18 protein-coding genes are annotated in these 20,569 nt (G+C 69.5%); 10 read left to right on the top strand and 8 right to left on the bottom strand.

What is annotated here, in order from left to right; genetic code table 11:
• Nucleotides 1–153: 153 nt before the first annotated feature.
• Both PV762_RS25655 and PV762_RS25650 read right to left on the bottom strand, forming a co-directional pair.
• A complete protein-coding gene (locus tag PV762_RS25655) occupies nt 154–1,698 on the bottom strand; it encodes a DUF1800 domain-containing protein (protein WP_421037838.1) in 1,545 nt (514 codons plus the stop codon).
• Nucleotides 1,699–1,796: 98 nt separating this feature from the next.
• Nucleotides 1,797–5,393 (bottom strand): indolepyruvate ferredoxin oxidoreductase family protein, encoded by a 3,597-nt coding sequence (locus PV762_RS25650; RefSeq protein ID WP_421037837.1) that lies wholly within the window; start codon nt 5,391–5,393, stop codon nt 1,797–1,799.
• Between the two features lie 160 nt (nt 5,394–5,553).
• On the opposite strand from PV762_RS25650, the gene PV762_RS25645 reads away from it, so the two are divergent.
• Nucleotides 5,554–6,024, top strand: a complete 471-nt coding sequence (locus PV762_RS25645) for an Lrp/AsnC family transcriptional regulator (RefSeq protein WP_421037836.1) — start codon at nt 5,554–5,556, stop codon at nt 6,022–6,024.
• A gap of 192 nt (nt 6,025–6,216) precedes the next feature.
• Nucleotides 6,217–6,915, top strand: coding sequence for an HPP family protein (locus PV762_RS25640; protein ID WP_421037835.1), 699 nt, complete (start codon nt 6,217–6,219; stop codon nt 6,913–6,915).
• Between the two features lie 16 nt (nt 6,916–6,931).
• On the opposite strand, the gene PV762_RS25635 is transcribed toward PV762_RS25640, so the two are convergent.
• Nucleotides 6,932–7,387, bottom strand: coding sequence for a hypothetical protein (locus PV762_RS25635; RefSeq protein ID WP_421037834.1), 456 nt, complete (start codon nt 7,385–7,387; stop codon nt 6,932–6,934).
• A gap of 177 nt (nt 7,388–7,564) precedes the next feature.
• On the opposite strand from PV762_RS25635, the gene PV762_RS25630 reads away from it, so the two are divergent.
• Complete coding sequence (locus tag PV762_RS25630; protein ID WP_421037833.1) at nt 7,565–8,116, top strand: protein phosphatase CheZ; 552 nt, start codon at nt 7,565–7,567, stop codon at nt 8,114–8,116.
• 51 nt (nt 8,117–8,167) lie between these two features.
• On the opposite strand, the gene PV762_RS25625 is transcribed toward PV762_RS25630, so the two are convergent.
• Entirely contained in the window at nt 8,168–8,986 is an 819-nt protein-coding gene (locus tag PV762_RS25625; RefSeq protein ID WP_421037832.1) for a zinc-dependent peptidase, read from the bottom strand.
• A 335-nt stretch (nt 8,987–9,321) separates the two neighbouring features.
• Between PV762_RS25625 and PV762_RS25620 the strand changes: the two genes are divergently transcribed.
• Both PV762_RS25620 and PV762_RS25615 read left to right on the top strand, forming a co-directional pair.
• Nucleotides 9,322–9,708 (top strand): hypothetical protein, encoded by a 387-nt coding sequence (locus PV762_RS25620; RefSeq protein WP_421037831.1) that lies wholly within the window; start codon nt 9,322–9,324, stop codon nt 9,706–9,708.
• A 105-nt stretch (nt 9,709–9,813) separates the two neighbouring features.
• Nucleotides 9,814–10,614 carry a lectin gene (locus PV762_RS25615; protein ID WP_421037830.1) on the top strand — a complete coding sequence of 267 codons (801 nt, stop codon included), beginning with the start codon at nt 9,814–9,816 and terminating at the stop codon, nt 10,612–10,614.
• Nucleotides 10,615–10,644: 30 nt separating this feature from the next.
• Here the strand turns inward: PV762_RS25615 and PV762_RS25610 are convergent, their stop codons facing one another.
• Nucleotides 10,645–11,796, bottom strand: coding sequence for a 3-deoxy-7-phosphoheptulonate synthase (locus PV762_RS25610; protein ID WP_421037829.1), 1,152 nt, complete (start codon nt 11,794–11,796; stop codon nt 10,645–10,647).
• A gap of 332 nt (nt 11,797–12,128) precedes the next feature.
• The gene (gene tldD / locus PV762_RS25605) at nt 12,129–13,592 is read right to left on the bottom strand and encodes a metalloprotease TldD (protein WP_421037828.1); all 1,464 of its coding nucleotides are present in this window, start codon (nt 13,590–13,592) and stop codon (nt 12,129–12,131) included.
• Nucleotides 13,593–13,828: 236 nt separating this feature from the next.
• On the opposite strand from tldD, the gene PV762_RS25600 reads away from it, so the two are divergent.
• Entirely contained in the window at nt 13,829–14,167 is a 339-nt protein-coding gene (locus PV762_RS25600; protein WP_421037827.1) for a hypothetical protein, read from the top strand.
• Nucleotides 14,168–14,230: 63 nt separating this feature from the next.
• Here PV762_RS25600 and rsmI read toward each other — a convergent pair whose 3' ends face one another.
• Nucleotides 14,231–15,163, bottom strand: a complete 933-nt coding sequence (gene rsmI / locus PV762_RS25595; protein ID WP_421037826.1) for a 16S rRNA (cytidine(1402)-2'-O)-methyltransferase — start codon at nt 15,161–15,163, stop codon at nt 14,231–14,233.
• On the opposite strand from rsmI, the gene PV762_RS25590 reads away from it, so the two are divergent.
• The 4 genes from PV762_RS25590 to PV762_RS25575 all read left to right on the top strand — a co-directional run bounded on the left by PV762_RS25590 (nt 15,162) and on the right by PV762_RS25575 (nt 18,295).
• Nucleotides 15,162–15,581 carry a YraN family protein gene (locus PV762_RS25590; RefSeq protein ID WP_421037825.1) on the top strand — a complete coding sequence of 140 codons (420 nt, stop codon included), beginning with the start codon at nt 15,162–15,164 and terminating at the stop codon, nt 15,579–15,581. The genes rsmI and PV762_RS25590 overlap by 2 nt on opposite strands.
• 47 nt (nt 15,582–15,628) lie before the next feature.
• The gene (locus PV762_RS25585; protein ID WP_421037824.1) at nt 15,629–16,198 is read left to right on the top strand and encodes an SIS domain-containing protein; all 570 of its coding nucleotides are present in this window, start codon (nt 15,629–15,631) and stop codon (nt 16,196–16,198) included.
• A gap of 121 nt (nt 16,199–16,319) precedes the next feature.
• Complete coding sequence (locus tag PV762_RS25580; protein WP_421037823.1) at nt 16,320–16,967, top strand: BON domain-containing protein; 648 nt, start codon at nt 16,320–16,322, stop codon at nt 16,965–16,967.
• A gap of 284 nt (nt 16,968–17,251) precedes the next feature.
• On the top strand, nt 17,252–18,295 hold the full coding sequence (locus tag PV762_RS25575) for a sce7725 family protein (protein ID WP_421037822.1): 1,044 nt from the start codon (nt 17,252–17,254) through the stop codon (nt 18,293–18,295).
• Here the strand turns inward: PV762_RS25575 and PV762_RS25570 are convergent.
• Nucleotides 18,255–20,531 carry a molybdopterin-dependent oxidoreductase gene (locus tag PV762_RS25570; RefSeq protein WP_421037821.1) on the bottom strand — a complete coding sequence of 759 codons (2,277 nt, stop codon included), beginning with the start codon at nt 20,529–20,531 and terminating at the stop codon, nt 18,255–18,257. The genes PV762_RS25575 and PV762_RS25570 overlap by 41 nt on opposite strands.
• Nucleotides 20,532–20,569: the final 38 nt, after the last annotated feature.

Raw genomic sequence — 20,569 nt, 5'->3', positions numbered from 1 at the left:
GCCGCTCGGAATTCGCTCCAAGGGGCACCGGCGTCTGCGGCTTCTCCAGAACCTGCCCTGCGGAAGAGGCCGTGCCGACCGCGAAGAGGCGGGCGTGCGAGATCGTCAGCGAACCCGCCGCCAGCGCTTGCAGAAGATGTCGTCTGTCCATGGTCAGCGATACATGAAGTCAGGACTGGAGAGCCACAGCGTCAACCATTGCTGCGGCGTCGTGGTCTGGGCAAGGGCCGTGCGCGTCGCCGGAGCGAGCGTCGGCTCGACACGCAGGCGCAAAGCCCGCAGATCAGGCAGCGGCACCGGCGTGTTCGTGCCCTCGGGGCGATAGAGCGCCACCGCACCGCCGCCGATCTGGCGCGCGACCTCGAATCGCAAGGTCATCTGGCCCGGACTGTTCCAGGCGTCCGCCGTCAGCGGATACCCGTCCGGCGTCTGCTTGTCGTAGAGACCCTGTCCGAGGCGGCGCAGCCAGTTCTGCAGCGGCTGCGCGTTCTGCAGTTCCCGCTGCTCGAAGCCCGCGCGCAGGCTCGACAGCAGGTAGACGTGTGGATCCTTGAATCTCGGTGTGTCCGCCGACGCGAACTGCGGCGCGTAGAGCATCGGCCGCAGGGTCGCGGGCAGGTCGCCCTTCGTCCGGAGGAAGGCGGCGCTCATCGCCTCGACCACCTCCCGCGGCGGCTGTTCGCCGAGGAAGAACACCGCGAGCTTGCCGCAGACGAAACGCGCCGTCGCCGGCTGCGCGACCAGCAGGTCCAGCACCTCGTCGAGTTCCTCCGCGCCGCGGCCCTTGATCGTGCGGCCGAGCAACTGCTTGTCGCCGAAGTCGTGGCGGCCGGGGTGGAACTCGAACAGGCCGTCACGCTTGTAGAGCGCCTCGAAGCGAGGCGCGACCTTCGCCGGATCGGGATCGACGCGCACGCCGAAGCCCGTCAGCACGCGGGCCAGCTCCTGCACGTCGCGCTGCGTGTAGCCGCCGTCGACGCCCAGCGTGTGGAGCTCCAGCAACTCGCGGGCGTAGTTCTCGTTGATCGCCCGGACGGCGTTCTGATCGTTGTCGAGGTAGCGCAGCATCGCCGGATGCCGCGCGACCGCGCCCAGCATCGTGCGGAACGAGCCGAGCGCATGCGGGCGCAGCGCGCGATCCTGGTAGTCGGCCAGCATCAATCGGATGTCGCGCTTGCCCTGGTGCACGTTGAAGTGGTTGAACCAGAACCATGAGAGCTGTTCGAGCAGCTGCTGCTCTGCATAGAGCTCGCGCAGCAGCTGGCGCTCACCGGTCTCGCGCGCGGCAAGCCCCTGCGCTTCCTGATAGGCCTTGCGGGCGGCGACGCGTTCTTCCTCGGTCCCGCCCTTGTTGTCGCCGTTGCGCCGGAAAGACTCCGCCGCCCACACGCGTGACGGCAGGCTGCCCTGGCTGATGCCCATCGCGGCGATGCGGGCCTGGACCGCCGGCGGCAGCTTCGCGCCTGCATCGGCGCGGAGCTGCCGTTCGACATAAGGGCCCCAGCCGAGGCGTTCGATCTCGCCGAGCTGGGCTTGCGTCGCGCCCCAGCCGATGCGGTTGGCCGCGCGCAGGCGCTGCGACGCGTCCATCGGGATGTCTGGCGCGGAGGGCAGGCCGCCGCAGGCGGCGAGCGCGGCGGAGGCCGTCGCGCCGATCAGCAGCGAACGGCGCCGGAACGCGGAAGTCGAAGGTGCCATGCGACAAGCATGCCGCCCTCGTGTCGACCGTGTCCAGAGGCCTTTGCGCTACTTCACAGTTGTAGCGAGGGCGGCGTGGCGCCGCCCTGGCGTCGCGCTCAGAGTTCGGCGACGCCCTTGACGCGCTCGGGGGCCTTCGCCATCGGGACGACGGCGATGGGCGCCTCGACCGCGCGGCCGTGGAAGCGATCCAGCAGATCCTTCCACTGCGCGCGCACGGTGACGACGTTCGCCAGCTTCACGTGGCCGTAGCCGCGGATGCCTTCGGGCAGTCTCGCGAGCTTGATGGCGACATCGAGCTTCTCGGCGCTCAGGTGCGCGAGCAGATCGTCGACGAGTGCTTCGTAGTCGCGGACCAGCTGGCGCTCGATGCGGCGCTCTTCGGTCTTGCCGAAGATGTCGAGGACGCCGCCGCGCAGGCCCTTGAACTTCGCCAGCGTCTTCAGCGCCTTGAAGGTCCAGGAGCCGAGCTCGATCTTCTTCGCGCGGCCGTCGGCGCCCGGCTTGGACAGCAGCGGCGGGGCCATGTGGAAGCTCAGGTGGTCCCAGTCCTCGAACTGAGCCTTCAGCGCGGCCTCGAACTTGCCATCGGTGTACAGGCGCGCGACCTCGTATTCGTCCTTGATCGCGAGCAGCTTGGCGTAATAACGCGCGACGGCCTTGGTCAGGCGCAGGCCCTTGCCGGCCGGATCGCCGTTCGCCAGCGCGACCTCGGCGGCGCGCACGCGCTGGACGAGCGCCTCGTAGCGCGAGGCGTAGGCGGCGTCCTGGTAGTCGGTCAGGAAGGCCTTGCGGCGCGCGATCAGGCCGGGCTGGCCGTCCTTGTCGTCGAGCTGGTCGAAGTTGAACCACTGCACGGCGGAGTCCGGCTGCTCGCCGGCCAGCCGGCGCAGCGATTCCGGCGCGGCGATCGCGAGGCGACCCAGCGCGAAGGCGGTCTTGTTGTTCTCGACGGCGACGCCGTTGAGTTCGATCGCGCGCATCAGCGCCTCGAAGGAGACCGGCACCAGGCCGCGCTGCCAGCAGGCGCCCAGCATGATGATGTTGCTGGGCATCGTGTCGCCCATCAGGCGCTTGGCGATGTCCTGGGCGTCGATGCTGGCGAGCAGGCCCTTGCCCTCGCCGACGGCATGGCGCATCTTCGCGATCAGCGCGTCGGCCTGCAGGCTGGCGTCGGGGTTGCGGACGAAGGCCGCCGTGGGCAGCTCATGCGTGTTGGCCAGGATCACGGTGCGGCCGGCCTTGATGGTGGCCAGCGCGTCGGCGCTCGCGCCCACGACCATGTCGCAGGCCAGCAGCACGTCGGCCTGCTGCGTGTCGATGCGGACCTGGTTGAGCAGGTCCTGCGTCGGCGCGACGCGCACGAAGGACAGCACCGCGCCGCCCTTCTGCGCGAAGCCCATGAAGTCCAGCACCGAGCTCTGCTTGCCTTCCAGGTGCGCGGCCATGGTGACCAGTGCGCCCACCGTCACGACGCCGGTGCCGCCGACGCCGGTGACCAGCATGTCGAAGGGCCCCGTCCACGCCCAGGGCGCGGGCGGCTGGATCGCGGCGATCTCGCGGGCCAGGTCCGCCGGCCCGAAGGCCGCGCCGGCGCGCTTCTTCAGCTTGGCGCCGTGCACCGACACGAAGCTCGGGCAGAAGCCGTTCACGCAGCTGAAGTCCTTGTTGCAGCTGCTCTGCTCGATGACGCGCTTGCGGCCGAAGTCCGTCTCCACCGGCACGACCGACAGGCAGTTGCTCGCCTGGCCGCAGTCGCCGCAGCCTTCGCACACGGACTCGTTGATGAAGATGCGCTTGTCGGGATCGGGGAACTCGCCCTTCTTGCGGCGGCGGCGCTTCTCGGCGGCGCAGGTCTGGTCGTAGATCAGCACGGTGACGCCGGCGATCTCGCGCAGCTCGCGCTGCACGGCGTCGAGTTCGGCGCGGTCGTGGAACGTCGTGCCCGTCGGGAAGAGGCCGTGGTGGCCCTCGTACTTCTCGATGTCGTCGGAGACGACGACCAGGCGCTTGACGCCTTCGGCCTCGACCTGGCGCGCGATCTGCGGCACCGAGGTCTGGCCGTCGACCGGCTGGCCGCCGGTCATCGCGACCGCGTCGTTGTAGAGGATCTTGTAGGTGATGTTGGCCTTGGCCGCGATGGCCTGCCGGATCGCCAGGTAGCCCGAGTGGTAGTAGGTGCCGTCGCCCAGGTTCTGGAAGACATGCTTCTCGGTCGTGAAGCGCGAGTGCGCCGCCCAGTCGACGCCTTCGGCGCCCATCTGGATCAGGCCCGAGGTGCCGCGTTCCATCCAGCTCGCCATGAAGTGGCAGCCGATGCCGGCCAGCGCGCGCGAACCCTCGGGCAGCTTGGTCGAGGTGTTGTGCGGGCAGCCCGAGCAGAAGTAGGGCTGTCGGCGCACCGCGTCGGCGCTGTTGGACAGCAGGCAGGGCGTCAGGAAGTCCACGACCAGATGGCGCCGGTCCAGCGCCGGGTTCAGCCGCGCCAGCCAGTCGGCGACGGTCGGCATGATGCGCGACGGCCGCAGCTCGCCGAGCGCGCTCAGCACCGCGGCCCCGTGTTCATCGGACTTGCCGACCACGCGCGGACGCTGCGCGTCGGGCAGGTGGTAGAGCAGTTCCTTGATCTGGCGCTCGACGACGGGCGCCTTCTCCTCGATGACCAGCATGTCGGTCAGGCCCTGCGCGAACTCGCGGATGCGCGTCGGCTCCAGCGGATACACGAGGCCGACCTTGTAGACGCGCACGCCGGCGGCGGCCAGCGCGTTGGGGTCCAGGTCCAGGCGGCGCAGCACTTCCATGAAGTCGTAGTGCGCCTTGCCGACGGTCACGATGCCCAGCGTCGCGCGCGGGCTGACGACGATGTGCTTGTCGATCGAGTTGACCTTGGCGAAGGCCAGCACCGCGTCGATCTTGTGCGCGAGGCGCGACTCCAGTTCCAGCGACGGCAGGTCGACGGAACGGATGTGGAGATTCGTCGGCGGCGTGTGGTCGACGGGCAGCTCGAAGTCCATGGGCACCGCGTCGAGGTCGACCGTCATGCCCGACTCGACGACTTCCGAGATCGCCTTGAAGCCGACCCAGGCGCCCGAGAAACGCGACAGCGCCCAGCCGTAAAGGCCGAATTCGAGGTACTCGGCGACGTTGCCGGGATGCACCAGCGGCATCGACCAGGCCTGCAGCGCGAGGTCGCTCTGATGCGGCGTCGACGAGGACACGCAGCCGTGGTCGTCGCCGCAGACGACGAGCACGCCGCCCTGCTTCGCGGTGCCGTAGACGTTGCCGTGCTTGAGCGCGTCGCCGGAGCGGTCCACGCCGGGCCCCTTGCCGTACCACATGGCGAACACGCCATCGACGGTGCGTTTCGGATCGAGCGCCACGCGCTGCACGCCCAGGCAGGCGGTGGCGGCGAGGTCCTCGTTGATCGCGGGCAGGAAATTGACTTCCGCCTGGTCGAGGAACTTCTTCGCCTTCCACAGCTGCTGGTCGACCATGCCCAGCGGGCTGCCGCGGTAACCGCTGACGAAGCCGGCGGTCTTCAGGCCCTGGCGTTCGTCCTGCGCCTTCTGCATCAGCAGCAGGCGCACGAGGGCCTGGGTGCCGGTCAGGAACACCGGCCCGGCGCTGGCTGCCAGATTGTCGGAAAGCTGGTACGGGCGCAGGGCCGGCGCGACGGCAAGACTGGCTTCGGTCATGGCTTGTCTTCCCAATGGGGGGAGCCGGCCGGGGCGACCGGTCGGCTCGGATTGTCAGAAGAAGAATGAGAGGATTTTTTCCGAGACAATGCGCACTTTCTTGCTCCGTTTACTAGGACGGCGGCGTATATCGACAGGCTCATACTCAGAAGACGCCAATATGGAGAATGAACGTTTCGATCGAGCGACGCGCCTGATTCTGGAGTCTCTCCAGACCGACGCGCGCCAGAGCACGCAGCAGTTGGCGGACAAGGTGGGCCTGTCGGCCACGCCGGTCTGGCGGCGGGTCAAGGAGCTGGAGGAGCGCGGCGTGATCAAGCGTCACGTGGCGCTGGTGGACCGGGAGCAACTGGGCCTGTCGATCTGCGTCCTGGCGAACGTCAGCCTGGTGCGCCATACCGAGGGCGCGGTCGACGCCTTCGAGGCGATGGTGGCGGGCAGTCCGGAGATCGTCGAATGCCAGGCTATCACCGGCGAGGCGGACTACGTCATCAAGATCGTCGCGCCCGACATGAAGGCCTACGACCAGTTCCTGCAGAGCAAGGTATTCCGCGTCCCGGGCGTTGCCAGTGTGCGCAGCAACGTGGTGCTGCGCGAGGTGAAGTACGAGACCGCCTATCCGGTGCCGTGATCGCGCCCCGACGCTGCCTGTTCAACGTGCAGTCAGAGGTTGCGGGTGGGGCCGGAATGACGCTGGGGGTTCGCGGACGCGATGCCCCCTGCGTCGTGGAGTGCCCGCGCTTGGCCTCGCGCAGGCGGGCGGCCGTCCCAGTGCGCGTTCTCCTCAATGGGCATCGCGTTTCCGGCATGAGATGCTGAAAGCATGTTCTCCGTCTACGGCACATCCGGAAAGCTGATCACCGGCGGTCTGGAGCAGGTTCGAGACCTTGCTCCGGTGCAGGCCGTGGCGCGCACGCGCGCGGTCGCGCCGATCGGGCGGCAGGGCGACCTGACGCCTTCGACGGTGGTGCTGGCGGGCGTGGGGCAGGGCGGCGGTGGCGGTGTCGGCGGCGGGCCGGGATTTGGTCCGTCGGCCTACATGGCGCACGAGGCGCTGGCCGCCTATGCCGGCGACACCACGCGCGTGCCGCTCACGCAGGTGCATCAGTTGATGAGTCGCAAGCTGATCAGCGTGATGTCAAGCTCGTCATTGCGGCAGGCGATGCGGACGATGTCGCGCGCGGGCGTCGCGCAGGCGCCGGTGCTCGGCGATCAGGGGGAAGTGCGGGGGCTGGTGTCGCGCGGTGATCTCACCCGCGGGCTGGCGGAGGATCTGGAGGAGATGGCCGAGATCATGGTCATCGCGCGGCGTCTGGCTGCGCCGGTGGACGACGTGATGTGGACGCCGGTGCCGGTCGCCCAGTCGGACACGCCGTTGCGCGAGGCGGCTCAGCTGATGCTCGACCTGGGGCTGCCCGGCCTGCCGGTGGGCGATGACAACGGCCGCCTGATCGGCTTTCTTTCGCGCAGCGACCTGCTGCGCGGCATGACGCACGAGCCGCCGCTGGATCTCTGGTCCTGAAGTCGGCGATCCGGGATCAGTACTTCCGGATTCCGCGGTCGGCTTCTTCCTGCTCGATGGCCTGCAGCGTGCGCCAGTCGGTGCAGACGAAGACGCCGTCCTCGACGATGCGGTCCGGCAGCGAACCGTCGCCGCGGGCGACCTTGCCGTCCTTGCAGATCAGGGTGCCGCGCGACTGGCCCTGACCCTGGTCCTGCAGCGCCTTGCCGATCACCATCGAGTCCCGGGTGTACAGGGTCAGCATCAGCAGCGCGAACAGCACGCCCAGCATCAGCGCCACGCCGACGACGATGTCGCTCACGTCGCGCAGGACGGACGGCGGCGCCGGCGGTGCCACCTGCGCGCGAGGTGCGGCCGCAAAGCTGCGGCCGTCGTCCCGGGAGGCGCTCGAAGGCGAACGCGACGTGGACGAGCTGGATCGCGTGTTGGCGCGAGAAAAGCCGGGCGAAGGACGGGTGGTGGCCATGTTCATGAGACGGATCGCTTTGCTAAAAAACACCAGCAGGGCGGACCGGGGACGGACGGGATGAAGGCTACAGGCGACCGGGCTCGTCAACTACTTAAATGCGGGGCTACCTACCAAAAATGCACGGGCGACCTTACCCCTTTCCGTTGGTTACAGCCGTTGCAGAACTAAGATTTCTGCACCATGTCTTACGCCGAAACCCCGCTCACTGCCGCCGCGCATCAAGCGCTGCAGAAGCTGTCGCACGAGTTGCCGGACGCCTGCGAGCGTCTGGACTATGTCAAGCGCATGACCGACCAGGCCGCCAACAAGGTGCTGGGCATCGTCGAGTCGGCGCAGGAGGACGCGCAAGCCGTCGCCCGTCAGGGGCATGAGCTGTCGGCATCGCTTCAGCGCCTGGCCGCCTCGCCGGATCTGAGCGTCGAACGCGCCCGCGCCATGATGCGGTTGTGCGCGGCCTATGCGGCTGGCGCCGCCGGCTTCGCGGACCGCGTGAAGGGCCTGCAGACCGAGATCATGATGGCGCAGGACTTCCAGGACTTGTCCGGCCAGGTGATCAACAAGGTGCTGGGCATGCTTCGGCCCGCGGAGGAGCCCCTGCAACAGCTGCTGGCCGCGCAGCAACACCATGCACCGAGCGCCGCCGTGGAAGAACAGCTCGCCGGTGTGCAGACGCCGGACAAGGCGCTGCAGCAGGACGACGTGGACGCGATGCTGGCCGAGATGGGCTTCTGAGCCCGCTTGCCGGCGACAGGCGTTCGACGAACACCGCTGGCCGGTCCGCGCTCAAGACCAGAGCATCGGATCCACCTCGTAATACCGACGCAGTTCCGCATACAAGGCGGGATGCGCCTGCGCCAGCGCCCACGGCTGACCGAAGAAGCGCTCACTGGCGACCGCGAAGAACTCCGCCGGCTCGGTGGCCGCGTAGTCGCCCAGCGGATCGGGCTCGCCCGCGGCCAGCCGCGCGCGCAGCAGGTCGAAACTGTTCTGCATCACGACCGCCCAGCGCGCCTGCCGCGCCCGGTTGCCCAGCCACGGCGCGCCGTTGGCCAGCCCCTTGACCTGATCGAGCTGGTGCGCGAACTCGTGCACCGCGACGTTGTGTCCGCGCTCGGGCTGTGCGGCGTCTCTCAGCACGTCGTCCCAGGACAGCACGACCTGACCCTCGCCCCACGACTCGCCGCTCAGCACCTGACGGTCCTGCATCTGCAGCGGGCCTTGATGCCGGACGCGGTCGACGATGAAAGCGCCGGGATAGACGAGCACCGTGTGCAGCTTCGGGTAGTAGCCGCGCGCCCGGCCGAGCAGCGGCAGCGTCGCCAGCGCGGCGATGGTCACGCGCACCTCGTCGGTGATGACCTGCCCGGCGCAGCCGATGAAGGACTTCTCCGCGAGGAACACCTGCATCTGCCGCTTCAGCTTCAGTTGCAGATCCGCAGGCAGCCGCGCGACCTGCGGCACGTTGCGGCGCAGGATGGCGCGCCACGAGGCCGGGAAGGCCTTCGCGCGCAGCCGGACGCGGCGACGCGCCTGCCGCCAGGAGTGGCTCATCAGCCAGAAGCAGATCAGCGCCGCGATCAGCGCGAGCAACAGCAAGGTCATGGCGGGGAGCGCGCGGGCGCTTCGCTGCAAGACTCCGGAGATGCGCGCAGGCCGGGCGCTTTTCAAGAGCGGGTCAGGTGTTGCCGCTTGCAATCGTTGTTCGAACAGGAGTGCGGCGTCGGCGCGACGAAGTGCGGCGCGCGGGGCGATTGCCGATCGATCCGGCGGCGAAGACGCCGCCGCCGTCACCCACGACCCGGACAATTTCGGCTTGGACGACCGCGGACTTGAGCGCTGATCGACGCGCCGGCTGACGACGGTCGCCTTGTTACGAACCGACGAGTCATGAGGGAGGGCGGCGACCGGCCGGAAGGCGCGGCAGCCGTCGAGGCGATTTGAAGTTTCCGGAAGTGCAGGCGGCGTCGCTGAGGACGTCGCCGTTCGACGTCAGTCCGCTGCAGCAGTACCGCGCGAAAGTCCAGCAGGAGATGCTGGACGGCCCGCCGCCGTCCGTGGTGCTGCGCCTGTCCCCGTTCATCGGGACGGAAGGACCGCTCAAGGAGATGTACGCGCGAAACAGCGCCGACGTCACCTATGGCCGTCATCCGCTGGGCCAGGAGCCGCCTCCGGTCAGCCGTGTCGAGACGCCGCCCTACTCCCACGGTACCTACACGGCCGCCGACTTCCCCGACCTGCGCGTGCAGGTCGAGCTCGGGCCTGTGCTCGTCAGCCACGTCGACCGCGCCGGCGGAACGCCGCGCGTGCTGGACGTCACCGCCTGACCCGCTTTAGCATCGCCCGATACCGTGTGCGATTGGCGCGCGGGCCGAGCCATGTGGGGGGACAAGATGGGTCAATCAGATCGGCAGGATCATCGCGCGCGCTGGATGCGACGGGTCATCGCGGCGCCGGTCGCAGCGGGACTGGTGCTGGGCGGTGCGCCGGCACGGGCCGCCGAGCAGACGATCGAGCTGAACTCGCGGGGCGGCTATCAGAGCCACCGGTTGCCGGATGGCGCCACCGATGTGGCGCTCGTGCAGCAGACCGGCGGTGGGTGTCGCTTCGGACGGACCTGGGGTTTCGACCTGACCAGCAAGGAAATGTGGGTCGACGGCGGCTGCGGCGGCCGGTTCAAGGTCACGGTGGCGGCGGGCGGCATGGGCGACAGCGGCAGCTCCGAGAGCTCCGACAGCTCGAGCAACGTCGGCGCGGCCGTGGCCGCCGCGGCGGTGATCGCCGGCATCGCGCTGCTGGCCAGCAAGGACAAGGACAAGGACAAGGGCCGCGACGACGACTGGCACGGCGACTCCGGATGGAACAGCCGTCAGATCCGCGGCAAGGGCGGTCTCTGTCTCGACATCGAAGGCGGTGCGCGCCCTGGCCGCAACCTCATCGTCTACGACTGCAACGGCGGCGGGAACCAGCGCTTCGAATGGAACCGCCATGGCGAACTGCGCGTGTCGGGCCTGTGCCTGGACGTGGCCAACGGCAATACCTCCGACGGCGCCCGGGTCATGGCCTACGAGTGCAACGGCGGCGCCAACCAGCGTTGGCGCACGCGCGGCGGCGAGATCCGCAGCGTCGATTCCGGCAAGTGCCTCGACATCGAGAGCGGTCGCGCCCGCCCGGGCACGGCCGTCATCATGTACCGCTGCAACGGCGGCGAGAACCAGCGCTGGTCGTGGTGAGCGCGTCGCGGTGACCGCAGCTCGCCGCGATCAGCGCGCGACGGTCTCCGTGCGCGCGGCGCGGACGGCTTCGCTGAGCACGTCCAGCACCTGGATCGAGTCGTCCCACGCCAGGCAGGCGTCGGTGATGCTCTTGCCGTATTCCAGCTTCGAGGGATCGTCCTTTCCGGGGCTGAACTTCTGCGCGCCGCCCTTCAGGTGGCTCTCGACCATCACGCCGAAGATGCTGGTGCCGCCGGCTCGGATCTGCGCGGCGATGTCGCGCGCGACATCGAGCTGGCGCTCATGGTTCTTGCTGCTGTTGGCATGCGAGCAGTCGACCATCAGCCGCGTGTCGAGCTTCGAGGTCGCCAGGTCCGCGCAGGCCGCCGCGACGCTTTGCGCGTCGTAGTTCGGCGCCTTCCCGCCGCGCAGGATCACGTGGCAGTCGCGGTTCCCCTTGGTCTCGACGATCGCGACCTGGCCGTTCTTGTGCACCGACAGGAAGTGGTGCGGCCGCGCCGCCGCCTGGATCGCGTCCGTCGCGATCTTGATGTTGCCGTCGGTGCCGTTCTTGAAGCCGATCGGCGCCGACAGGCCCGAGGCCAGCTCGCGGTGCACTTGGCTCTCGGTGGTGCGCGCGCCGATCGCGCCCCAGCTGATCAGGTCGCCGATGTACTGCGGCGAGATCACGTCCAGGAACTCCGATCCCGCCGGCATGCCCAGCCGGTTGATCTCCAGCAGCAGCTGGCGCGCGATGCGCAGACCCTCGTCGATGCGGTAGCTCTCGTCGAGGTAGGGGTCGTTGATCAAGCCCTTCCAGCCCACCGTCGTGCGCGGCTTCTCGAAGTAGACGCGCATCACGATCTCCAGCGTGTCGGCGTGCTGCTCGCGCAGCGTCACCAGGCGCTTCGCGTACTCGAGCGCCGCAACCGGATCGTGGATCGAGCACGGCCCGATGATCACCAGCAGGCGGTCGTCCCGGCGCTGCATGATGTCGCGGATGCGCTGGCGCGTGCCGACGACAAGCTGCTCCATGGCCGTGCCACGGATCGGGAAGAAGCGGATGAGGTGTTCAGGTGGCGGCAAGGGCGTGATGTCCAGGATGCGTTCGTCGTCGGTCTGGGAGGTCTTGTCCTGCGGCGAATACCAGCGCTCCGCCTGCGTGGCGCTGGGATAAGGACTGTTCGACTTGGCATTCATGGGTGACGCTTTCAGTGGTGGGCGGTTTGGCTCTTGGTGCCCGGGGCCCGGCCGAAAAAAAACCGCCGGGCTGGTGGGCCCGGCGGTTTTCGAGGAATCTTGGCGCTCTGCTTATGCGTTCGCCTCTCCTCCGCCGGGGCGGTGCGAGAACCAAAAATAAGCAAAGTAAAACTTGGGTGCGGAACGCATGGGGCCAATAGTGCCTGTGCTCACGGCGGCGCGTCAAGCGCCAAGGAGTGACAGCCGCCCGTGTCGCACGACGACATCGGGCAAGCCATCCTTCGTGGATTCCAGGGTCGGCACGCTCAAAAGGGTCAGACCTCTCCGAAGGGTCAGGCCGTGCCGCCGACGGTCAGGCCGTCGATGCGCAGCGTCGGCTGGCCGACGCCCACCGGGACGCTCTGGCCTTCCTTGCCGCAGACGCCGATGCCGGTGTCCAGCTGCATGTCGTTGCCGATCATGCTGACGCGGGTCAGCGCGTCCGGGCCGTTGCCGATGATGGTCGCGCCCTTGACCGGGTACTGGATCCTGCCCTTCTCGACCCAGTAGGCCTCGCTGGCGGAGAACACGAACTTGCCTGAGGTGATGTCGACCTGACCGCCGCCGAAGTTGGTCGCGTACAGACCCTTGTCGATGCTGGCGATGATCTCCTTGGGATCCTTGTCGCCGCCCAGCATGTAGGTGTTGGTCATGCGCGGCATCGGCATGTGGGCATAGCTCTCGCGGCGACCGTTGCCGGTGGGGGCGACCTTCATCAGGCGCGCGTTCATCGCGTCCTGGATGTAGCCCTTGAGGATGCCGTCCTCGATCAGCACGTTGCGCTGCGACGCGCAGCCTTCGTCGTCGACGTTGAGCGAACCGCGACGGTCGGGAATGGTGCCGTCGTCCAGCACGGTCACGCCCTTGGCGGCGACGCGTTCGCCGATGCGGCCGGAGAAGGTCGACGAGCCCTTGCGGTTGAAGTCGCCCTCCAGGCCGTGGCCGACGGCCTCGTGCAGCAGCACGCCGGGCCAGCCGGGGCCGAGGACGACGGTCATCTCGCCGGCCGGGGCCGGACGCGATTCGAGGTTGGTCAGCGCCGCGCTCACCGCCTGCTCGACGTAGGAGGCGATCATCTCGTCGGTGAAATACGCCAGGCCGAAACGCCCGCCGCCGCCGCCGGAACCCACCTCGCGGCGGCCGTTGCTCTCGGCGATGACGGTGACGGACAGGCGCACCAGCGGCCGTACGTCGGCGGCCAGCGTGCCGTCGGCGCGGGCGATGAGGACGACCTCGTGCTCGGCGGCCAGGCCGGCCATCACCTGCGCGATGCGCGGGTCCTTGGCGCGGGCCAGGCGCTCGGTGCGCTCCAGCAGGGCGACCTTCTGCGCGCTGTCCAGGCTGGCGATCGGGTCGGCGTCGCCGTAGAGGGCGCGGCTGCCGGAGATGACCGGCTCGGTCGGCACCTTGACGCGGCGGCTCTGGCCGGCCGACGCGATCGCGCGCACGGTGCGGGCGGCGTCGAGCAGCGCGGCTTCGGAGATGTCGTCGGAATAGGCGAACGCCGTCTTCTCGCCGGCGACGGCGCGCACGCCCACGCCCTGGTCGATCGAGAAGCTGCCGCTCTTGACGATGCCTTCCTCCAGGCTCCAGCCCTCCGCGCGGGTGGTCTGGAAGTAGAGGTCGGCGTCGTCGACGCGGTGCTCCGTGATCAGGCGCAGGGCCTGCGAGAGCGACGCATCGGTCAGGCCGAAGGGTTCGAGCAGCTGGGCACGGGCGGTGACCAGGCGGGCGAGGGTGGGTTCGCGCGAAATCATCGGCTGATTGTAGGCATCGCCCGGGACACCCGCTCACTGCCGGACGGGGCCGACCCTCACGGGGAGATGGTGACCGTCGCCCGACGGCCGGCCGCGGTGCCCGGCGGTGGTCGGTAGCGCCCGGTAGCAATCGCTTCACCGATCTTTACGGCGACCCGGTCACCCGGCGCGCGGTGGTCCTCGTTGTCTCCCCAGCGGCAACGAAAACCGCAGCCAACCTCCCAAGGAGAACCTCGATGAAGCGCATTTCCCTGTCGATCGCCCTTGTGTCCAGCCTGATCGCCGCGTCGGCGTTCGCCCAGACCGCGCCAGCCTCGACGGCGACGCCGCGCGTCGACCAGCGCGAAGCGAACCAGCAGCACCGCATCGCCAACGGCGCCGCCTCCGGTCAACTGACCGCCAAGGAAACGCAGCACCTGGAAAAGCAGCAGGCCCGTGTCGACAACGCCGAGGCGAAGGCCAAGTCCGACGGCGTCGTCACCGCCAAGGAACGTCGCCAGCTGCAGAAGCGTCAGGACGTCGCCAGTGCCGACATCCGCCGCGCGAAGCACAACGACCGTACCGCCGGGAAGTAACCCGGACCTGATGCCGGCTAGCCCCTCTCTCTCTCTCCCTCTCCCGCAGTGCGGGAGAGGGGCTCAAGACGCTTCGTCGTCGGCCGCCGCGTCCTGCTTCCATTCCAGCGCCTGCTGGTACAGCGCCTTTCGCGACTCGCCCGTCAGTTCCGCGGCGAGCGCCGCGGCCTGCTTCAGCGGCAGGTCGCGCACGAGCACGCGCAGCGTGCGCAGCGCCTCGTCGGGCAGACCGTCGGAGGTCGATGCCGCCGGTGCCGCGTGCAGCACCAGCACGAATTCGCCGCGCTCGCGCTGCTTGTCCTCGGCGAGCCAGGCGGGCAGCGTCGCGCAGGGCGCGGTATGGATGGTCTCGAATTGCTTGGTGACTTCGCGACACACCGTCAGCGTCTGCTCGGGCGCGAGCTCGGCCAGCAGCACGAAGAGTTCCTGGATGCGATGCGGCGCCTCGAACAGCACCTGGCTGTGCGGGGCGCCGGTCAAGGCCTGCAGCGCGCCGCGGCGCTCGGCGGCCTTGGTCGGCAGGAACCCCACGAAGCGGAAGCCCTGCGCCCGCGCGTCGCCGGCGACGCTGAGCGCCGCCGCCGCGCTGCTGGCGCCGGGCAGCGGCACGACGCGAACGCCGGCCTTCGCCGCCGCGGCCACCAGCACCGCCCCCGGATCCGAGATCGCCGGCGTGCCCGCGTCGCTGACATAGGCGATGCGCTCGCCGGCGAGCAGCCGCGCGACCAGGCCTTCCGCCGCCTGCTGCTCGTTGTGCTGATGCAGCGCCACCAGCGGCTTGTGCAGTCCGAGCCAGCGCAGCAACTGAGCGCTGACGCGCGTGTCCTCGCAGGCGACCGCGTCGACCAGGCCCAGCACGTGGATCGCGCGCAGGCTGATGTCGGCGAGGTTGCCGATCGGGGTCGCGACGACGTAGAGCGTGCCGGCCGGGTGTTGCTGATGCCCGGCCGCGGCAGTGGCGGCGGCGATCAGCGAAGCGGACGGGGACGTCGACATGTTCAAGAAATTCTCCAGGGGAAGCACGGACGCCACGACGGCGGTGGACCGGCAGGCGCGCGGCGCCGAGGCCGAACAGCGCGCCCTCGACCATCTGCGGCGCCAGGGGTTGCGGCTGGTGGCGCGCAATTATCGGGTGGCGCGCGGACCGTCCGCGCGCGGCGGCGAGGTCGACCTCATCCTGCGCGAGCGCGACGGGACGCTGGTGTTCGTCGAAGTCCGCGCCCGCGAGGGAGATGCGCATGGCGGCGCGGCCGCCAGCGTGACGCGTCACAAGCAACGGCGTGTGATCTTCGCCGCGCAATGTTTCCTGCGGACCCAGGCAGTGCTGCCGCCGTGCCGATTCGATGTCGTGGCCATCGACGGCGACCGCATCGAGTGGCTGCGGGGCGCGTTCGATGTGCCGGCGGAGCATTGAGACAGGCCCGGTCCGCACCCGATGCAGCCTTTATCATCCCCGCACCTATGTTGGAACAACGCATACAACAACAATTCTTCGAAAGCGCGGACCTGCTGTACCAGATCGCCGAAGGCCTGTCGCGCCCGCTGGCGGTCGCGGCGCAGATGATGGTGGACGCGCTGACGGGCGGCGGCCGCGTGCTGAGCGCGGGGCTGGGCATCTCGACCGCGGACGCGACCTACATGGCGTCGCTGCTGTCCGGCCGCTTCGAGCAGGAGCGACCCGGTCTGGCCGCGATCGCGCTGGACGCGCAGGCGCAGGGGTACGCCGATCCGGCGTCGGCGCTGATGCGCCAGATCCAGACCTTCGGCCATCCGGGCGACCTGCTGCTGCTGTTCGAGGCGCAGGCGAGCGGCGCCGCCGCCGCGCTGCTGCAGGTGGCGCACGGCCAGGAGATGAGCGTGATCGTGCTCAGCGGCACCCAGGACGACGACTGGCGCGGCACGCTGCTCGACACCGACGTGCAGCTGCGCGTGCCGCACAGCCGCTTCGCCCGCGTCGCCGAGGCGCACCGCCTGCTGTCGCACTGCCTCAGCGACGCGATCGACCTGCAACTGCTCGGCGCGGGGGAATGACCGCCCGGCGGTCACGACCCGACCCCAGCCCGCGACTTCGCCTTCGCCTTCGACCCTGAACTTGACCCCGACCCGGACGGCGATGCCGACGATTTCCTCCCCGACTCCCAAGGACCTCCGCATGACGACTCCCACCCGTTGGAACCGCCGCCTGATCCTCGCCGCCGCGCTCGGCGGCGCCCTGCTGCAGACCGCCTGCGTGCCGCTGATCGTCGGCGGCGCCGCGGTGAGCGGCGCGCTGGTGGCGACCGACCGTCGCACCTCCGGCACCCAGCTCGAGGACCAGGGCATCGAGCTCAAGACCTCCAACCGCATCCGTGAGCAGCTCGGCGATCGCGTCCACATCAGCGTCAACAGCTACAACCGCATGGTCCTGCTGACCGGCGAGACCCGCAACGACGAGGATAAGGCCGCCGTCGAGCGCATCGCACAGGGCGTCGAGAACGTCAGCAGCGTGCTCAACGAAGTCGGCGTGGGCATGCTGAGCTCGCTGTCCAGCCGCGCCAACGACGTCGCCATCGCGGCCAAGGTCAAGGCCAGCCTGGTCGATGCGAAGGATCTGATCTCGAACGCGTTCTACGTGGTCGTCGAACGCGGCAACGTCTACATCATGGGCCGCGTGACCGAACGCGAAGCCAACCGCGCGACCGACATCGCGCGCGGCGTGCGCGGCGTCCAGAAGGTCGTGCGCGCGATGGAGATCATCAGCGAGGCCGAGCTGGCCGCGATGGGCCAGTCGCAGCAGAACAAGGCCAAGAGCAATCCCTGAACGGCCGGGCGGTTTCCGCCTCCGTCTTCCCTCCGTTCCTGCTTGAAGGGACCGCACATGCGGTCCCTTTTTCATTGGCGGACGGGTCGGTGCAGGGCTGCCTGGAAATGAGGGGCGCATCAGTGTCGCGACCCGAGAGAACGGTGCGATCCCGACTCGTCGCTTTTGGGCTTTTTTGCGCCTCCTTTGACTTGCCTCACACATGAAGGCAGTCATTGCTGACGGATCGGTCAGCGCTCCTCATCATCGCGCCTCCCTCAACAGGCAAAGCAGAGGCCGAGACGATGTACTTCCCCTATCTCCATGGCAAACAGAAGGAGGTGCTGGCCCTGCGGCACCTCGCACCGGTGCTCGGGTCGGAGGGCCGGCTGCAGCCGGTGCTGGAACCGGTGCGTCAGGCGGCGACCTCGGTGCGGCACACGCTCGAGGCCTGCGAGACGCATCGGCTCCAGGTCTGGCTGGTGGTCAATCCGGTGCGCCAGGATTTCGAGCTGCTGCCGCCGGCGCAGTCGCTCGAATGGGGCCGTCAGCTCTTCACGTCGTTGCCCAAGCGGCAATGGATCCATCCGACCCTGATGCTCACCCCGTCGCTGACGCCGAGCGTCATGCGGCGCTTCGTGCAGTTGTTCGGAGTCCGGCCGATGGGACTGGTCGTCGGACCTGACTCGCCCCCGCTGCACGAGGCGATGCTGATGCTCGGCGGCGCGCAGGTGCGCATGGTCTTCTTCAAGGACATCGAGCCCCTGCCGGCGACGCGTGCGTTCCTGGGCGGCGCGGGATGCGTCTGGGTGGAGGACCGGCGGCTGCCGGAAAGCCTGGACCTGCGCGCCAGCGATCGGCACCTGTTCACGGACCGCGCGCTGACCTTCGCCCGGGACGGGCTGGCCGGGTTCTCGGACTACACGACGCTGCCGTCCCGGCCGGAGGCGCCCGAAGTGGCGTCGCGGCTCGCGGCCTTCCGGCTCAGCTGCCTGCGGACGACGCCGGACTCCGGGGAATTCTGGATCGAGCACTTCATGGGCGGTCGCCTGGGTCCGGAGGAGGGCGGCGCGGAGGCCCGCTTCCGCCAGGCGCTGCTGGCCTTCCACGCGGCGCTCGAACGGACCGATGTCTGCTTCGGTCCCACCGAGGCGGTCCGGCGCTATCTCTCCGGCCTGATCGACGGCGTGGTGCCGACGCGCGCGCTGAGCAAGCAGTGGGAGGTGATGCACCACCTCGAACTGGTCAGTGGCGCGCTGGCGGGACGTTTCCCGCTGCCGCCGGCCGGCGGGGCGCCGCGCGGCCTGTTCACGCCGGGGCCGCGCTCAGGCGCACTGGAATTCCGCTGAGCACGGACGTGCCGGAGACCGGATCGCGGGCCTCGTCGTCCAGCAGCAGGTTCATGTTGACGCCGGGGTGCCGCGCGGCGACCGAGAGCCGGCTGCCGGCGAGGTCGTGGCCCCAGCCGTGCGGCAGGCTCACCACGCCGGGCCGCATGTCCGCGCTCAAAGCGATCGGCGCGATCAGGCTGCCGCGTGCGTTGCTCAGCCGGGCGGACTGGCCGTCCGTCAGGCCCGCGCGCGCGGCGTCGTCGGGGTGGACTAGCAGCGTGCAGCGCTCGCGCCCCTTGGCCAGCACCGGCAGGTTGTGCATCCAGCTGTTGTTGCTGCGGGTCTCGCGTCGGCCGATGAGCAGCAGCTCGTCGCCGGTCGGATGGCGCAGGGCGGCATCGGCGTGGACGAGGTCCGCCAGCAGCGCGGCCGGCGCCAGCTCGACCTTGCCCGAGGCGGTGCGCAGGACCTCCGGGATGCGCGGCTGCAGTTCGCCGAGGTCGATGCCGTGCGGGGCGGCGCGCACCCGCTCCAGCGTGAGGCCGTCCGGCTTCGCGCCGAAGCCGTCGCCGTACGGGCCCGAGCGCAGGCCCAGATCGAGCCAGCGCGCCGGGCCGGCGTCGCCGTCCAGCATCGCGAAGATCGCCTCGGCCTGGTCGCCCGCCTGGCGCTTGAGTTCGGCGCGCAGCGCCGCGTCGTCGAACGCCTGCAGATCCGCATCGGCCGGTTCTCCCGCGACGATGGCGGCGAGTCTCAGCAGCGTCTGCCATTCGGCGCGCGCATCGGCATTCGCGGGCATCGCCGGCCCCGACCAGCGCGCGTGATTGCGCCAGGACAGCTGCGCGAACACCATGTCGTAGTGCCAGTCCTCCAGCGGCGAAGGCGGCGGCAGGATCAGGTCCGCGTGGCGGCTGGTTTCGTTGATGTAGGGATCCAGGCTGACCATGAAGTCCAGGCCCTCGAGCGCGCGCGCCAGCCGGGCGCCGTTCGGGGACGAGAGCACCGGATTGCAGGCCACGGTGATCAGCGCGTGGACCTGCCCGTCGCCGGGGGTCTCGATCTCCTCGGCCAGGCAGCTGATGGGGAATTCGCCCATCACTTCGGGCGCCTTGCCGACGCGGCTGCGGCGCCGGCCGGTCGCCACACCCTTGCCCTGGCCGGGCCGGCCCATCGTGTTGGCCGCGAAGGCCGCGGCCTTCGGGAACATCAGACCACCTTCGGTGTCGAAGTGGCCGGTGACGATGTTCAGCGCGTCGATCAGCCAGCTGTTCAGCGAACCGAAGCGCTGCGTGCAGGTGCCGAAGCGGCCGTAGAGCACGGCTTTCGGCGTCGTGGCGAACTCGCGCGCCAGCCGCCGCTGCGCGTCCGCGGGGATGCCGCAGTGCGCCGCGCCGCGTTCGGGCGGGAAATCGGCGACGGCGGCGCGCAGTGCGTCCAGGCCCTCGATGTGATCGGCCATGCGGCCGGGATTCACGAGGTTCTCCTCGAACACCGTGTGCAGCAGCCCCAGCAGCAGGAAGACATCGCCGCCGGGGCGGATCGCGAGGTGTTCGTCGGCGGCCTGCGCGGTCTCGGTGCGGCGCGGGTCGATGACGACGATCCGGCCGCCGCGCGCGCGCATCGCCTTGGCCTTGCCGCGGTAGTCGGGGCTGGTCCACAGGCTGCCGTTGCTGACCATGGGATTCGCGCCCAGGCAGATGAACAGGTCGGTGCGCGGGAGATCCGGCACCGGCACGGTGAGCCAGTGGCCGTACATCAGCCCGCAGGCAAGCTGCTTGGGCATCTGGTCCAGCGTCGAGGCCGAGAACAGGTTGCGCGTGCCCAGCGCGCGCGCCAAGTGGGGAAAGTAGCTGAACAGGCCGATCTTGTGCGAGGCCGGATTGCCGATCGTCAGCGCGACGGCGTCGGCGCCGTACTGCGCGCGCAGCGGGGGCAGGCGCCGCGCGATCTCCGCGAAGGCCTCGTCCCAGCCGACCGGCTCGAAGCCCGAGCGGTCCGCGCGCCGGCGCATCGGCTGGCGCAGGCGGTCGGGATCCTCATGCAGGTCCTTCAGCGCGACGCCCTTGGGGCAGAGGTAGCCGTGGCTGAAGGGGTCCGCCTCGTCGCCACGGATGGACACGATGGCCGTGCCTTCGGCGGAGGTCCGGGTGCGGATCTCCAGCCCGCAGCAGGCTTCGCAGAGCGGGCAGATGCGGGTGTGCGTGCGCTCGGTGGTCGTGGCAGCGGAACTGCTGGCGGCGGCGTCGATGGCCATGGCTGTCTCCCGTCGTTTGGCGACGATTGTGGGAGCCG

Origin of the sequence: Mitsuaria sp. CC2 (assembly GCF_048957715.1) — a bacterium.
Lineage (GTDB): Bacteria > Pseudomonadota > Gammaproteobacteria > Burkholderiales > Burkholderiaceae_C > Roseateles.
Note: the sequence above shows the minus strand (reverse complement) of the source record. Positions and strands in the feature narration are given on the sequence as shown.